The sequence below is a fragment of the Pseudomonas sp. TSRC2-2 genome (assembly GCF_049897785.1).
GTDB lineage: Bacteria > Pseudomonadota > Gammaproteobacteria > Pseudomonadales > Pseudomonadaceae > Aquipseudomonas.
Genome location: NZ_JAFCWZ010000004.1, coordinates 269,824 through 285,602, shown reverse-complemented (window position 1 = coordinate 285,602; position 15,779 = coordinate 269,824). Strand labels below are relative to the sequence as shown.

The window sequence follows — 15,779 nt, the reverse complement described above, 5'->3', positions numbered from 1 at the left end:
CAGCCGGTCCTGGCACGCCACCAATCCACAGCCATGCCGAAAACCTGTGGGAGCGGGCTTGCTCGCGAAAGCGGCAGAGCAGTCAACATCGATGGCGACTGGCAAGACGCTTTCGCGAGCAAGCCCGCTCCCACAGTCGATAGCTGACACTCCTCAGAGCCTTGGCAATCTCCAAAACCAGCCGGTCCTGGCACGCCACCAATCCACAGCCATGCCGAAAACCTGTGGGAGCGGGCTTGCTCGCGAAAGCGGCAGAGCAGTCATCAGGCCTTTACCGCGTACGTGGCGGAGGTTCATCCGGTAGCAATGGCGCGGTCGTCTCGCAAGCCCACAGTTGCAGGAACGGGTGGCTGCTTCTGGCTGGGCCAACCCATCGGCTGATGAACTCGCACCTCCCATCAATGCATAGCTGATAATCACCGGCCTCCGGGGTTCGGCCCAATCGCAGTGGTTGCAGCGGCGGCAAATGGCGCCGGAAGTGCCAACTGCCGTTTTCCAGCCGTGCGTCGTCGGGTATCTCCATACCAGCACCGTTTCCGCGTACCCGGGCCTGCTCCAGAACCAGCCCTTGGGCCGTGACGCTGTAGTCTTCCTCCCAACGGATTTTTTCGATGCTGTGGTTCCATGCCAAGGTGAAGTGCGCGACGGGCAACTGCGCCCAAATGCTGCCGGCCAGACCCAGGCACAAGCCGATCATGCACACGCCGTCCGGGCCCGCCGCGAGCGCCAGACATGTTGCACGATGACCAGGATCCCCAGTGCGAAGCCGAGTTCGTCGGTCACCGGCAGTGCCACGATCAGCAGGGCGCCGGCGACGAGACTGAGCACCCGCTCCCAGATCAGCATTTTCATTTGCAGAAAACCGGTAGACGCCATGCCCCAGAGACCCACCGCCAGAAGAGTCTTGATCAGCATGTAGGCAGTCGCCCACAGGTTGTCGCCTTGCAGCATCAGCGCCGGGTTGTAGACCGCCATGAACGGGATGACAAAACCTGCCAGCGCAATTCGCACCGCCCATAAACTGATTTTGAAGCCGCTTTCCTTGGCAATCGGGGCGGCGGCGAAACAGGCGAGGGCGACAGGCGGGGTCAGGTCGGCGAGGATGCCGAAATAGAACACGAACATGTGCGACACGATCAGTGGCACACCCAGCTCCAGCAGGGCAGGCGCGGCGATCGAGCTGGTGATGATGTAGTTGGGAATGGTCGGGATGCCCATGCCCAGCACCAGGCAAGTGATCATCGTCAGGATCAGCGACAGCAGCAGGTTGTCGCGGCCAATGGCGAGGATGTAGCCAGCAAATGTCGAAGCGACGCCGGTGAGCGAAACGATTCCGATAATGACGCCGACCAACGCGCAGGCGATTCCCACCGGTACCGCGTGGCGCGCGCCCTCGACCAGCGCATGCAGGCAGATCTGCAATGTTTCGCGGCCGCCCTTGATGAACCAGCACACCAGCACCAGTACCGCGATGACCGCAAAAATCACCCCGATACCGAGCTGGAAAAAACCTGTGCACAGCACACCCAGTGCAATCCAGAACGCACAGCGCAGGCCAAAGCTGTGCACCCGGAAAATGATCGCCGAGCCGAGAATCACGATGGCGGTCAATGCCAGGCCGACCATTCCCGAGAACAACGGCGTGCGCCCGGAAAACAGCAGATAAACCAGAACCAGCAGAGGAATCAGCAAATACCAGCGAGCCTTTACCGCGCCCCATGCGCTTGGACATTGATCTTTGGGCAAGCCCTTGAGGTTGGAGCGCTTGGCTTCCAGGTGGACCATCCAGAATACCGAACCGAAATACAGCAGGGCGGGTATCAGCGCCGCCTTGGCGATTTCGACGAAGGGCACATTGATGGTTTCGGCCATGATGAATGCGACTGCGCCCATCACCGGAGGCATGATCTGGCTGCCCATGCTGGAGGTGGCTTCAACACCACCAGCGAACGCGGCGCGATAGCCAAAGCGCTTCATCAGCGGAATGGTGAATTGCCCGGTGGTCACCACGTTGGCAATCCCGGAGCCTGTGATCGTTCCCATCAACGCTGAGGAGGCGACCGCCACTTTGGCCGGGCCGCCGAGTTTGTGGCCGAATAACCCCATGGCGAAGTCGGTGAACAGCTTGATCATGCCGGCCTGTTCGAGGAAGGCGCCAAACAGAATGAACAGGAAGATGTAGGTTGCCGACACATAGGTCGGCGTGCCGTACAGCCCTTCGGTGCCGAATGACAGTTGATTGATGATCTGATCGAAACCATAGCCGCGATGGGCCAGTTCGCCGGGCAGGTATTGCCCGAACAGGCCGTATGCCAGAAACAGCCCGCAGATCACTGGCAGCGCGATGCCCATGACCCGTCGCGCGGCTTCGAAGACGAGGGCAATCAACACGATCCCGATCATCAGATCGGCCAACGTGAGGTCACCTGAACGCTGGATCAGGTCGGCTTCGAACACCCACTGATACAGCGCGGTGGCGATACCGGCCAGGCTCAACAGCCAGGCCAGCGGTTGCCAGGGTCGGTCTTTACCGTCTGCGGGATAACTGAGGAAGACTACCCACAGCAGGAAGCCGACGTGCACCGCACGCAGCACCTGGCTGGAGAGGGGAGAAAAGGCTGCGGTGACGATCTGGAAAATCGAGAACAGCAACGCTACGTAAAACAGGCTTTTTGGCCAGTCTCGCGGGTTCGCGGAAATACCGTGATGCTCGTCACTCATTGGCTGCCTTCCTCATGACCACGCAAAGGAATCGACGCTGCAGCGGCTGTCACGCCACTGCGCATAAGCGCTTATAAGGCGCCTTTTTCCTTGTAGTAGCGCTCGGCGCCAGGGTGCAGCGCGATCGGCAGGTTTTTCGCGGCCGCTTCCAGTTTGATGTCCTTGGCCGCTGAATGGGAGTTACCCAAACGCGTCAGGTTGTCGAACAGCAGCCGGGTCATGTCGTAGACGACGTCATCAGGCAGGTCGGCGCGAGTCACCAGAATATTGGTGATTGCCACGGTGGGCACGGCTTCGGCCTGTCCGTCGTAGGTGTTGGCCGGGATCATTGCGCTCTGGTAGGCCGGATTGCCGATCTTTGTCACCACCTCGCTCGGGATCGCCACGTAGTTCAGCGGCATCACCGACGACAGGTCACGAATGGCGGCCATGCCCAATCCAGACGACTGCAGGGTGGCATCCAGTTGCCGGTTCTTGATCAATTCCACCGATTCGGCAAACGGCAGATATTGCACCTTGCCCATGTCCTCGTAGGTCAGGCCGGCCGCTTTGAATATCGCCCGCGCATTCAATTCAGTCCCGGATTTAGGCGCGCCGACCGAGATGGTCTTGCCCTTGAGATCGGCGAGGGTTTTGATCCCCGACTCTTTGCTGGCGACGATCTGAATGTAATTGGGATAGGCACCGCCCAAGGCGCGCAATTTGGTCAGCGGTGCTTTGAAACCGGCGTCTTCCACGCCGTTTTTGGCGTCGGCCACTGAGTCGCCCAAGGCCAGGGCCAGCTCGCCGCGTCCGGCCTGCAGCAGATTGAGGTTTTCTACCGACGCTTTGGTGGCCTGCACCGATGTCTTCGAACCGGCAATGCCGTCGCTGTAGATTTGCGACAAGCCGACGCCGATCGGGTAGTAAACCCCGCTGGTTCCGCCGGTGAGAATATTGATGAACACGGGCGCGGCCTGCGCAGCACTGCTAAGGGTCAGCGTGGCGGCGGCCAGCAGGGCAAAACGTGTTTTGACTCGCATGGGGGCATTTCTCCGTCTTGTTATGGTTTTAAGCAGAGTGATTGCACTCTGTCGGTCCCGGCTGAACGTGATCGCCACTTCAGTTCATCCCCAGCCAGGTCGGCAGCACCAGTGAAATCCAGGGCACGTAGGTGATCAGCACGAGGAACAGCAGCAGAATCATCAACCAGGGCATGGCGGCTTTTACGGTGGCGGGCAAGGACATTCCCGTCACCGCTGAAGTCACGAACAGGTTCAGGCCCACGGGTGGCGTAATCAGGCCGATCTCAAGGTTGACCACCATGATGATGCCGAGGTGAATCGGGTCGATGCCCAGTTTCATCGCGATAGGGAAAAGGATTGGCGCGAGGATGAGGATGATCGCTGACGGTTCCATGAACGCGCCGGCAATCAACAGCACGATGTTGACCATCAGCAGGAACGTCACGGGCGTCAGGCCGGCTTCTATTACCCAGGCAGTGATTTGTTGGGGTAATTGTTCGGTGGTCAGCACGTGGGCGAACAGCATGGCGTTGGCAATGATGAACATGAGCATGATGCTCAGCTTGGCCGAGTCCAGCAGAACCTTGGGTGTCTCGCGAAAGGTCAGATCCTTGTAGACGAACAGAGCGATGAAGGCCGAATAGACGGCTGCCACTGCGGCAGCTTCGGTCGGGGTGAACATGCCCGAATAGATGCCGCCGAGGATGATCACCATCAGCAACAGGCCCCATATTGCCTTGCGCGCCGTACTCAAGAATTCGCGAAGGGTCGCACGCGGCAAGGCGGGGAGGTTTTTCTTCACCGCGACGATGTAGATCGCCACCATCAACGCCGTGCCCAGCAGCAGGCCAGGTACCACGCCGGCCATGAACAACTTGCCAACGGAGGTTTCTGTAGCAGCGGCGTAGACCACCATCACAATCGAGGGCGGGATGAGAATGCCCAGCGTCCCGGCATTGCAAATGATCCCTGCGCCGAAGGCCTGCGGATAGCCGGACCGGACCATGCCGGCGATCGCAATCGAGCCCACCGCCGCGACCGTTGCGGGACTCGAACCGGAGAGGGCGGCGAACAGCATGCAGGCCAGCACCGCCGCGATGGCCAGGCCGCCGCGAATATGCCCGACACAGGCGTTGGCGAAGTCGATCAGCCGGCGGGCAACGCCGCCAGTGGTCATGAAGGCCCCGGCCAGCAGGAAAAAAGGAATCGCCAGCAGCGTGTAGTGTTCCGAGGTCTCGAACAGTTTGATCGCCAGCGAGCGGACCGAATCGGGACTGAAGAAAATGATCGTCATCGAGCCGGCAAGCCCCAGAGAAATGGCAATCGGCACGCCGATGAACATCAGGGCGAACAAGGCTACGAAGAGGAAGGCAATGGTCATGGCTTGTCATCCTCGTGTTCGGCGAGTTTCAGCGCGTCGGCGGCTTCGTCGGCCAAGCCGAGGCCGGTTTGGCGATTCAGCAGGATGCGCAGCAGAATTTCAGCGAAGCGGATGAACACCAGCGCAAACCCCAGCGGCACGATCAGTCCGATATGCCACTGCATGACGCCGAAATGGCCGAGATCCTCGGCGCCGATACCGGCGTTCATCAACGTTTCAATCCATTCGAAGCTGGCGACGCCCAGCAGCCCGGCATAGGCCAGACAGCACAGGCAGGCCAGAATGCCGATGTAGCGCTGCACCGATCGCCGCGCCAGTTTGACCAGTGCGTCGACACCGATATGCCCGGCGGTGCGTACGCCGTAAGCCAGGCCGAAAAAAATCAGCCAGCCGAACAGCGCTTTGGTCAGGGCAGTGCTCCAGGTCATGGCCTGCGCCATGCCCATGATCTGATCGCCAACGGCGAACAGCGGAACACTGGCGGCCGGCCAATGATCGGCGAGCCAGTAAAACAGACTGTAGAAATTGTTGAGGATCACGTAGACAAACGTGACGAGGGTCATGGCCGCCAAGAGGAAGACGATGAAGCCTTCCTCGAAGTGTTCCCAGATTCGCCGAAGCGCTTTCATGGATGGCAATCTCACGTCGGTGGAAGACGGGCAGGTTCCGCCCCGGCGGCGCCTGCCGTGCGATTATTGCGCCTGGTTCGCGGCTTCGGCGGCAGAGATCAGCTCAGGACCGATTTCGCCTTCGAACTTCTTCCACACCGGTTTCATCGCATCGCGCCATTGCGCACGTTCTTCTGGGGTGAGCGTGATGATTTCCGTGGTTTTGGCTGCAAGGATGCGTTGCTTGTCACCCTCGTTCAGTTGCTGGGCTTCCTTGTTCACGTGAGTGGTGACTTCCACGACGATCTTGTCCAGTTCGCTGCGCACGTCCGGTGGCAGACCGTTCCAGAATTTGGTGTTGGTGATCAGCATGTAGTCCAGTACACCGTGGTTGGACTCGGTGATGTATTTCTGCACTTCATGCATTTTCTGGCTGTAGATGTTCGAGTAGGGGTTTTCTGCACCGTTGACCACGCCGGTCTGCAGCCCCTGATACACCTCGGCAAAACTCATCTTGCGCGGATTGGCGCGCACTGCCTTGAACTGCTCCTCCAGTACCGCCGAGGCCTGTACCCGGAACTTCAGGCCGCGCGCATCAGCCGGTACACGCAGTGGCTTGTTGGCCGACAGTTGTTTCATGCCGTTGTGCCAATAAGCCAGGCCGGTGATGTTTTTGCTTTCCATGGATTTGAGCAGACCCTGACCCTGCGGGCTCAGCTGAAAGCGATCGACAGCGTTGATGTCATCAAACAGAAAGGGCAGGTCGAAGAGCTGAACGGTCTTGGTGTATTGCTCGAATTTGGCCAGCGATGGCGCAATCATCTGCACATCGCCGAGCAACAGTGCTTCCATTTCCTTGCCGTCACCAAAGAGCGAGGAGTTAGGGTAGACCTCGACCTTGACCTTGCCTGGCAAGCGTTCTTCCACCAGTTTCTTGAACAGCAACGCACCTTGACCTTTGGGCGTCTGGTCAGCGACGACATGCGAAAACTTTATGATCACCGGGTCTGCCGCCATGGCCGGGTTCATGCTGCTTACCGCCAAAGCGCAGGCAAGTGCGCTGAACAGAGATCTGAGCATCTGGGTTATTCCTCTTTTTTTATTGTAGTAACAGCTCTATGCGCGGGACGCGTTCGAATGCCGGGACATGCTCAAGTCTAGGCAGAAATATCTGATTTGCCGGGAAAACTGGCAAGAAAGCGCAAAACATCAACGCAGGGTTGGTCTCGCGCCTTCAACCAGGAACTCTTCAGGACATGGCATGCGTCCAGTCGCTGCCCGTTCCTCGTGACATTGCGCCACGCGGCTTGCATTTCGAGATCCGGTTTAACTCATCAAGGCGAGGTTCAGCGCTCAATGTTTCACAATATTTCCGATGAGCTCATCCCATGTCGTGGTTGCTGGGAACAGTTCAAGCAAAAACGCCGTGAACACTTTGACATTCGGGCTACCGCAGTCCCCGTTGCGAGGTCAGCACATGTTCAAGCTGAGGCTCGAGCACGGCTCTGTACGCGGCCAATAGATGTGCCTGCGCCCACTCAAGATCCGGGCGCAACCATTCCAGCGCATCCTGAGCAGTGAACGCCAACAGACGCTGTCGTTTCATCTCGGCATCTTCATGGGTGATCAGTGCCAAGCCATCACAACTGTTATAGGTTTTGCTGACCTGAGCGAGCGCTGCGAGAAAAATCGGCCGAGGTTCGCGCGCTGTGGTGTAGGCAAGGTTGCGCGAATGGATCGACATTCCGGTGTCGAGGGCCTCATACCAGCCTTCCACTGCGACGAGCATGCGCCCGTTGTGTTTGACTCGGTCAAACACCCTCGAACGCATGACCAGATGCAGCGGCAGATGAGTCAGCGGTGGCAGCGTGCCCATCGACCAGTTGGGTGACCACCCCCAGCGTACCGGCAAGCAGTCCAGAGTCCCGTCGCGGCGACAGATGCCATGGACCCGCATACCCGGTTTGATCAGATTACGCCGCTCAGGTGGTGCTTCGCCTGAAGTGTCGTCTTCTGCCAACCCGATTGGTGCATCTACGTTCGCTGTCTCACCGGTGACCAGAAGAGAAGCCATTTGGTGTGCTGCGGCGTGTTGAACGATGTACTCACACATGGCGAATCTCTTGGTCGGCAGGGCTTTGTGCACTGCACGCACCTCGGGCGTTTGTGATGTTGTGCTGCTCTGGGACAGGCGGGCGGCGCAGGATATTCATATCGCCAGATCCTCGTCCCAGCACACCGCCTTCGACTCGTGCCATTGCACCTCGGTGACGCCGAAACGCTCGGCCATGGGTTTCGAGAACCGTTTCAACGGAGGCCGGCCGGGCTTGGGAATCGGCGTCAACCCGGCGTCGCAACTTGCCCACTGCCAGGCATCCGCGTTGTTCATCAATTTGGCGCGGATAATGAAGGATTTGGGCACACCGTGGAGTCGGTACTTGATCATGTACAAATCTGTCTGGCTCATGAGGCTCTCCTGTTGCTCATGAAAGAGGGATGCCCCTCGTGCCAGGAAATTCATAGATTTTTCTAACAACTCGACATGCGTTCGTATCGGTTGAAAATAAGTTATACAGACCGCGCTTCTGGTATAAGGAACTTTTGTTTTTCACTGAGCTAGTTTGTGGAAAGAAACTAAGCGGAACGACAAAATCAAATGAAGTTAGATGCCGATGGTGGCATTTAAATATTATTTTTCTTCATGATGAATATTGCTGCTTTTATTAAGCAGAACCGTGCAATTTCGCAGTTGATACAACTAAGTTGGCACGCAAGTGCAAGTACTCTGAAGGTTCTGTTAATCAGGAAGTCTTGCAAACGAAGCGGCAATCGAAATTTTTTCTGTACAAGTTTAATTCGCCTCATGTAATGGTTGATGACCCGATTGTGCCTTGACAGGAAGAGGGGCCATGGAAAACGACGACCTGCATCAAACTTGTACAAGTTGCAATAAGCTGTACAAAACCTCGCTGCAAGCAGAACGTTACAAGGCAAGCGCCGGCCATGCGGGGCTTTGTGAGACCTGTCTCCAAACCGAACAGGAGCGGGTGATCGACGAGCGTTTGGCCCTGTGCGCCGCGAAGATGCTGGTGATTGATCGTCAGTTCAAGCCCCCGGCGAAGCGCTGATGTCGGCTTTCAAGTAAAGCGGGGCGCCGGACATGCCGATGCCCATCAGTTTTGATTTGTCGTTTTATTGATCACTGTTCAGGTGCTGCGATCAATCAGCCAAGCAATAAAAACCACGAAGGGCTTCCACAAGATTGCTCCGCCAATTACTGCTGCCCAACCCAGGCAAAGCCACGCTCACCCTTGAACCGCCCGCCGCTCAATAACCCAGTACAAAAACGCCTATGCGATGGGCCAGTAAATCAATAATGAGATCCACGACATCGCTGTCAACGCCGCGCCGTGCGCGTACTCACATCCACCCAGACCGCCAACACCAGAATGCTGCCCTTGACGATCATCTGCCAGTAGCTATCCACATCGAGCATCGACATGCCGTTGTCCAGGCTGGTGATCACCAGCGCGCCGAGGAGGGCGCCGTAAACGGTGCCGGAACCGCCGCGCATGGAGGTGCCGCCGATAAAGCAGGCGGCGATGGCGTCGAGTTCGCCCATGCTCCCGGCGGACGGTGAGCCGGCGGCGAGGCGTGCGGTGTTGACCACGCCGGCGAGGGCGCACATCACGCCCATGATGCCGAAGATCCACAGCTTGACCGCCTGCACATTGATCCCCGACAGGCGCGTTGCTTCCATGTTGCTGCCGACCGAGTAGACCCGGCGGCCGAACACGGTCTGGCTGGTGACGTAGCTGAACACCCCGAGCAGGATCAGCAACAGCAGCACCGGCACCGGAATGCCGTCGTAGCTGTTGAGGGTCTGGACGAAACCGGCGAGCACCGCGCCGATCACCAGCACGCGAACAACATCACGCACCAGTGAATGCGCCGCCAGGCCATGCAGGGCGCGATTGCGCCGTTGTTTCCAGGTCAGAAAAATCGTCAGCACGAACAGCACAATACCCAGGCCAGTGCCGATCGCGTGGGGCAGATAACCCTGGCCGACGTAGACCAGCTCCGGCGAGACCGGGGCAATGGTGGTGCCGCCGGTAATCCCCAGCAAAATGCCGCGAAACGCCAACATGCCGCCCAGGCCGACGATAAATGACGGGATGCGCAAGTACGCTGCCATGTAGCCATTGGCGAGACCGATCATCAGGCCGCACAGGGCGACCAGACTCAGATTCGCCAGCAGCGGAATGTGATAAACCACGTCGAGTATTGCCGCCAGACCACCGAGCAGGCCGAGCAATGAGCCCACCGACAAATCGATCTCGCCACTGATGATCACCAGCACCATGCCGCAGGCCAGGATTCCGGTGATCGACATCTGCCGCAGCAGGTTGGAAAGGTTACGCGGGGTGAGGAAGCCGCCCTCGGTCTGCCAGCTGAAGAACAGCCAGATCAGCACCACGGCAAATACCAGCGCGAGCATCTTGTAGCGGGTGAACAGTTGTTTGACCTGATTCATTTACGCGGTTTTCCGATCGTTATTGTTATGGCTGCCGGGCTGGCTGAGCGCGGCGGCGAGCACCTGTTCCTGGGTCAACTCATGGTTGACGAAGTCACCGCGCAACTGGCCCTCGCCGATCACTAATACGCGGTCGGACACGCCGAGCACTTCGGCCAGCTCCGACGAAACCATGATGATCGACACGCCTTCGGCGGCCAGCGCGCCCATCAACTTGTAGATCTCGTACTTGGCGCCGACGTCCACGCCTCGGGTCGGCTCGTCGAGAATCAGCACGCGCGGTTTGGCCAGCAGCATTTTCGCCAGAACGGCTTTCTGCTGGTTACCGCCCGACAGGCTGGTGATCGGCAGGGACGGACTTGCGGTCTTCAGATGCAGACGGGAGATTTCCCGGTCGATGCAACCCAGCTCGGCTTCGGCATCGATGCGGGTCATTTTCGAATAACTCTCGAGCACGGCGAGGGTGATGTTCTGGCCGACGCCGAGGTCGGGAATGATGCCCTGGCGCTTGCGATCTTCAGGGACCAGGCACAGGCCGGCGCGGATCGCCTTGAGCGGCGTGCGCGTGTCGATCGGTTGGCCGTCCAGCCAGACGTCGCCTTCGTGACGCCCGGGGTAAGCGCCGAACAGCGCAGTCACCAATTCGGTCCGGCCGGCCCCGACCAGCCCGGCGATCCCGAGAATTTCGCCACGTTTGAGGCTGAAGGAAATGTCGTCGACCCGTTTGCGCCTGGGGTTGTCGACGTCGTAGCAAGTGATGTGGCGCGCCTCGAAAATCACCTCACCGATCTCATGCGGCTCGCTGGGGTAAAGATTGCTCATTTCGCGGCCGACCATCTGCGTGATGATCTGTGGAATATCCATGTCTGTCATGGCGGTGGTGGCGATGTGTTTGCCGTCACGGATCACCGAAATGGTGTCGCATACGGCGGCGACCTCATCGAGTTTGTGCGAGATGTAGACGCAGGCAACGCCCTTGGCTTTGAGGTCGCGGATGATGTCGAGCAGCACTTCGATTTCCGAGCGGCTCAGGGCCGAGGAGGGCTCATCGAGAATCAGCAGACGCGCCTGTTTGTTCAGGGCCTTGGCGATTTCCACCAATTGCTGGTAGCCGCCGCCGTACTGCGAAACCGGCAGCGACACGTTCATGTCCGGCACTTTCAATTCACGCATCAAGGCTTCGGCACGGTGGATCATCGCCGGGTAGTTCATGCGCCCGCCGGGCAGCGTCAGCTCATGGCCCATGAAGATGTTTTCGGCCACCGACAGATCGGGCACCAGGGTCAGTTCCTGATGGATGATGACGATGCCGGCGGCTTCGGTTTCGCTGATTGATTGCGCCCTGAGCGGTTGGCCGTCCCAGAGGATTTCGCCGTCCCAGGTGCCATGGGGATAGACCGCGGAGAGGATCTTCATCAGCGTCGACTTGCCGGCACCATTCTCGCCACACAGACCCACGCATTCGCCGGGCCGAACCTTGATGTCGATGCCGTTGAGCGCTTTGACACCGCCGAAGGTCTTGACGATGCCGTTCATTTGCAGCAGATAGTCGGACATAACCAGGGCTCGTATTCCAGGGGCTCAGAAAACACGGAACCTGTCGGAGCGAGCTTGCTCGCGAAGGCGTCAGCACATTCGTTCACGATGCAAGCTGAACCAGCGTCTTCGCGAGCAAGCTCGCTCCCACAAGGTTCCTCATAACCAAAGGATCACTGCCCGGCAATCTGTGCCTTGGTGTAGAAGCCGTCCTGTTCGAGCAAGTCGATGTTGTCCTTGGTCAACGGCGTGGGTGTCAGCAGGATGGTGTCGACCTTTTTGCTGCCGTTGTCGTACTGCGAGGTGTAGGCCGGTTTCTCGTTGCGTGCCAGTTGCACCGAGAGCCTGGCCGCTTCGGACGCGATGAGTTTCAGTGGTTTGTATACGGTCATGGTTTGCGTGCCGGCGATCACGCGTTTGACCGCCGCGAGGTCAGCGTCCTGCCCGGAAATCGGCACTTTGCCGGCCAGTTGCTGGGCGGCCAGCGCCTGAATCGCACCGCCGGCGGTGGCATCGTTGGAGGCGACGATGCCGTCGATTTTGTTGTTGTTACGGGTCAGGGCGTTTTCCACAATGCTCAGCGCTTCGGTCGGGTTCCATTCCTTGACCCATTGCTGGCCGACAATCTTGACATCGCCCTTGTCGATGGCCGGTTGCAGCACCTTCATCTGGCCTTCACGCAGGATCTTGGCGTTGTTGTCGGTCGGCGCACCGCCTAGCAGAAAGTAATTGCCCTTGGGCGCTGCTTTCAGCACTCCGCTGGCCTGCATTTCGCCGACCTTTTCGTTATCGAAGGAAATGTAGGCGTCGACATCGGCGTTGAGAATCAGCCGGTCATAAGACACCACTTTGATCCCGGCTTTCTTCGCTTCGGCCACCGCGTTGGTCAGCACCGTGGCGTTGAATGGCACGATGACGATGACATCGACGCCGCGAGAGATCAGGTTTTCGATTTGCGAAATCTGCTTCTGCTCGTTGGCGTCCGCCGATTGCACGAAGACTTTGGCGTCCATTTTTTCCGCCGCCGCGACGAAGTAATCGCGATCGCGCGACCAGCGTTCCAGGCGCAGGTCATCAATCGAGAAACCGATTTTCGGGTGGGTAGCGTCAGCCATTACCGGCAGGGCCAGCAACGCCAGGGCACTGGCCAACAGCGTACGTTTCAAGTTCTTCATGGTGGTGCGTCCTTTTATTTTTGTTGGAAAGACACGGCCTGACGATGAATCGGGCTGGTAGAACTGTAGAGAATCTGCCGGCGCAGCAGGCACAGAATTGTCGTGCAATTGTCACAGCGTCGTTGCGTCGGCAGAGGGTCTCGGCAATCAGCGATAGAGGTAACGGTTGACGATATTTTCGATCATTTCCTGGCGGCCACTGACGGCTTGCGGGTTCAACTCGTTGGTGAACGCGTGCTCGGCCAGCGACTCAAGATTGAAATCGCCTGCCATCACCGCTTGCCCGAACGGCTGACGCCAGCCGGCGTAACGTTGATCCTTGAGGGTTTGCAGTTGATCGTTCTCAACCATCGCGGCGGCGCGTTCCAGCGACAGGGCGAGGACGTCCATGGCGCCAACGTGACCGTGGAACAGGTCGATCTCGTCGAGGCTCTGACGGCGCACCTTGGAGTCGAAGTTGAAACCGCCATTCTTGAAGCCGCCGGCCTTGAGAATTTCATAGGTTGCCAGGGTCATTTCTTCGACGCTGTTGGGGAATTGATCGGTGTCCCAGCCGTTCTGTGGATCGCCACGGTTGGCGTCGATGCTGCCGAAAATCCCCAGCGAGGCGGCGGTGGCGATTTCGTGATGGAAGCTGTGACCGGCCAGGGTCGCGTGGTTGGCCTCGATGTTGACCTTGATTTCCTTCTCCAGGCCGTACTGCTGGAGAAAGCCGAACACCGTGGCGCTGTCGTAATCGTACTGGTGCTTGGTCGGCTCCTGCGGTTTGGGCTCGATCAGCAGGTCGCCGGTGAAACCGATTTTGTGCTTGTGCTCGACGACCATGCGCATGAAGCGCCCGAGTTGTTCGCGCTCGCGTTTCAAATCGGTGTTAAGCAGGGTTTCGTAGCCTTCGCGGCCACCCCACAGTACGTAGTTGGAGCCCTTGAGGCGATGCGTTGCGTTCATGGCACTGAACACTTGCGCGGCAGCGCAGGCGAATACTTCCGGATCCGGATTGCTCGCAGCACCGGCGGCAAAACGCGGATTGCTGAAGCAGTTGGCCGTGCCCCAGAGCAACTTGATGCCGCTCTGTTCCTGATGCTGCTCTAGGCGATCCACCATTTGCGCGAAGTGTTCGCGGTACTCCTTCAGCGAGTTGCCTTCGGGGGCGACGTCCGTGTCGTGAAAGCAGTAGTAATCGATGCCCAGTTTGCTGAAGAACTCGAACGCCGCTTCAGCCTTGCCGATGGCCAGTTGCATCGGCTCGCCGCTGCGTTGCCAGGGGCGTTTGAAGGTGCCGGCGCCGAACACATCGGAGCCCGGCCAGACGAAGGTGTGCCAGTAGCAGGCGGCCATGCGCAGGTGTTCGCGCATGGGTTTGCCGAGGATCAGTTTGTCGGCGTCGTAGTGGCGGAAAGCGAGGGGCGAATCACTGTTCGGGCCTTCGTAGGGAACCGGCTCGATATGGGGGAAATACTGCATGGACGTTGTCCTTGTTGTTCTTGGCGGTGTCTCGATACTAGCAACGGCCCCGCACCTGCTGATTATGAAAAGCCTCAACAGCGAGTGCGATTTTGCGTATTGAGATTCGGCGGCTTCGCGCCTAGTCTGTGTCCATCGTCGCCGCGACAAGGCGGCCCGGAACAGCATAAAAACAATGAAAAGCTTACCGCCCGTGCACCGCATTGCCCTGTTATTCAACGGCAGCAAGATCTACGACCGTGGAATCATCAGCGGCATCGGCAACTACCTGAGCAGCACCCGCGCTTCCTGGGACTTGTTTCTGGAGGAGGATTTTCTCTGCCGCTTGAAGGGCATCGAGCGCTGGCAGGGTGACGGCATCATTGCCGACTTCGACGATCCGCTGATCGGCGAGGCGCTGGCCGATATTCATTTACCGGTGGTGGCGGTGGGCGGCTCCTACGAGGATGCGCGCGCCTATCCGAAAGCGATTCCCTACGTCGCCACCGATAACAATGCCTTGATCAGCCTGGCGTATTCGCATCTGGTCGAGGCGGGGCTGCAGCGCTTTGCCTGTTTCAGCCTGCCGCAGGCGCAAGCCAATCGCTGGGCGCAGGAGCGGGAAAAAGCCTTTCGTAAACTGATGCAGCGCGACGGCCTGCACGCTGAGGTCTATCGCGGCATGGGCACCAGCGCACCGCTATGGGACAGCGCCGTCGAACAACTGATCGCCTGGCTGCACAGCCTGCCCAAACCGATCGGTATCATCGCCGTCAGCGACGCCCGCGCTCGGCAGTTGCTGCAAGCCTGCCTGACCGCCGGCATCGCCGTGCCGGAGCAGGTCGCGCTGATTGGCATCGACAACGACCCGCTGACCCGCAGCCTGACGCGTGTGCCGCTGAGCTCGGTGATTCAAGGCACCGAAACCATGGGCCGCACCGCCGCGCAGCTGCTGCACCAGATGCTCCACGGCATGCCGTCCACCGGCACGCAAATCCTGATTCCGCCGGACGCGGTCAATGTGCAGGTGTCGAGCCTGCATCAGCCGCTGGGCAATCCCTACGTGATGCAAGCGCTGCTGTTCATCCGCCAATATGCCTGCCAGGGCATCAAGACCGCGCAAGTGGCGGCCTATGTCGGCGTGTCGCGCTCATCACTGGAAGCGCATTTTCGCGCCGAGCGCGGTTGCAGCGTGCATGACGAAATCTTGCGTTTCAAACTGGCGGCGGCCACCAGTGGTTTGAAAAACACCGATGCTGCGATTGCCGACATTGCCCAGGCCTGCGGCTTCAAGTCTGCGCAATATCTGCACACGGTGTTCCGTCGCGAGTTCGGCTGCACGCCCCGCGAATATCAGCAGGGCGGGGCGTAGCGCTG

Annotated in this window: 14 protein-coding genes; 2 read left to right on the top strand and 12 right to left on the bottom strand. The window is 59.0% G+C overall.

All coding sequences use genetic code 11. From position 1 onward, the window contains the following. Positions 1-271: 271 nt before the first annotated feature. The 8 genes from ACP7D9_RS09980 to ACP7D9_RS09945 all read right to left on the bottom strand — a co-directional run bounded on the left by ACP7D9_RS09980 (position 272) and on the right by ACP7D9_RS09945 (position 8,181). Positions 272-697: a DUF1850 domain-containing protein gene (locus tag ACP7D9_RS09980; protein WP_426157101.1), complete on the bottom strand. Its 426-nt coding sequence runs from the start codon at positions 695-697 to the stop codon at positions 272-274. Then, complete coding sequence (locus tag ACP7D9_RS09975; protein ID WP_426157099.1) at positions 694-2,721, bottom strand: TRAP transporter permease; 2,028 nt, start codon at positions 2,719-2,721, stop codon at positions 694-696. The genes ACP7D9_RS09980 and ACP7D9_RS09975 overlap by 4 nt, the downstream gene beginning before the upstream one ends. A 71-nt stretch (positions 2,722-2,792) precedes the next feature. Then, on the bottom strand, positions 2,793-3,743 hold the full coding sequence (locus ACP7D9_RS09970; RefSeq protein ID WP_101162488.1) for a TAXI family TRAP transporter solute-binding subunit: 951 nt from the start codon (positions 3,741-3,743) through the stop codon (positions 2,793-2,795). A gap of 79 nt (positions 3,744-3,822) precedes the next feature. Continuing rightward, complete coding sequence (dctM, locus tag ACP7D9_RS09965; RefSeq protein WP_397478283.1) at positions 3,823-5,106, bottom strand: C4-dicarboxylate TRAP transporter large permease protein DctM; 1,284 nt, start codon at positions 5,104-5,106, stop codon at positions 3,823-3,825. Then, the gene (locus ACP7D9_RS09960; protein WP_101162485.1) at positions 5,103-5,735 is read right to left on the bottom strand and encodes a TRAP transporter small permease; all 633 of its coding nucleotides are present in this window, start codon (positions 5,733-5,735) and stop codon (positions 5,103-5,105) included. The genes dctM and ACP7D9_RS09960 overlap by 4 nt, the downstream gene beginning before the upstream one ends. Before the next feature lie 63 nt (positions 5,736-5,798). Beyond that, positions 5,799-6,794 carry a C4-dicarboxylate TRAP substrate-binding protein DctP gene (dctP, locus tag ACP7D9_RS09955; RefSeq protein ID WP_101162483.1) on the bottom strand — a complete coding sequence of 332 codons (996 nt, stop codon included), beginning with the start codon at positions 6,792-6,794 and terminating at the stop codon, positions 5,799-5,801. Between the two features lie 367 nt (positions 6,795-7,161). Beyond that, positions 7,162-7,860, bottom strand: a complete 699-nt coding sequence (locus ACP7D9_RS09950) for an SOS response-associated peptidase family protein (RefSeq protein ID WP_426157095.1) — start codon at positions 7,858-7,860, stop codon at positions 7,162-7,164. A 63-nt stretch (positions 7,861-7,923) separates the two neighbouring features. Next, positions 7,924-8,181: a DUF6555 family protein gene (locus ACP7D9_RS09945; RefSeq protein WP_101162480.1), complete on the bottom strand. Its 258-nt coding sequence runs from the start codon at positions 8,179-8,181 to the stop codon at positions 7,924-7,926. 442 nt (positions 8,182-8,623) lie between these two features. Between ACP7D9_RS09945 and ACP7D9_RS09940 the strand changes: the two genes are divergently transcribed. After that, positions 8,624-8,842 (top strand): hypothetical protein, encoded by a 219-nt coding sequence (locus tag ACP7D9_RS09940; RefSeq protein ID WP_426157093.1) that lies wholly within the window; start codon positions 8,624-8,626, stop codon positions 8,840-8,842. A gap of 269 nt (positions 8,843-9,111) precedes the next feature. Here the strand turns inward: ACP7D9_RS09940 and ACP7D9_RS09935 are convergent, their stop codons facing one another. From ACP7D9_RS09935 to xylA, 4 genes are all read right to left on the bottom strand, one after another. Further along, positions 9,112-10,248, bottom strand: coding sequence for a sugar ABC transporter permease (locus ACP7D9_RS09935; RefSeq protein WP_101162477.1), 1,137 nt, complete (start codon positions 10,246-10,248; stop codon positions 9,112-9,114). Next, on the bottom strand, positions 10,249-11,805 hold the full coding sequence (gene xylG / locus ACP7D9_RS09930; protein ID WP_426157091.1) for a D-xylose ABC transporter ATP-binding protein: 1,557 nt from the start codon (positions 11,803-11,805) through the stop codon (positions 10,249-10,251). Positions 11,806-11,957: 152 nt separating this feature from the next. Continuing rightward, positions 11,958-12,959, bottom strand: coding sequence for a D-xylose ABC transporter substrate-binding protein (gene xylF / locus ACP7D9_RS09925; protein ID WP_101162473.1), 1,002 nt, complete (start codon positions 12,957-12,959; stop codon positions 11,958-11,960). Positions 12,960-13,106: 147 nt separating this feature from the next. Beyond that, positions 13,107-14,423, bottom strand: coding sequence for a xylose isomerase (gene xylA / locus ACP7D9_RS09920; RefSeq protein WP_426157089.1), 1,317 nt, complete (start codon positions 14,421-14,423; stop codon positions 13,107-13,109). Between the two features lie 175 nt (positions 14,424-14,598). Between xylA and ACP7D9_RS09915 the strand changes: the two genes are divergently transcribed. Next, complete coding sequence (locus tag ACP7D9_RS09915; protein WP_101162469.1) at positions 14,599-15,774, top strand: XylR family transcriptional regulator; 1,176 nt, start codon at positions 14,599-14,601, stop codon at positions 15,772-15,774. The last annotated feature ends 5 nt before the right edge of the window (positions 15,775-15,779 follow it).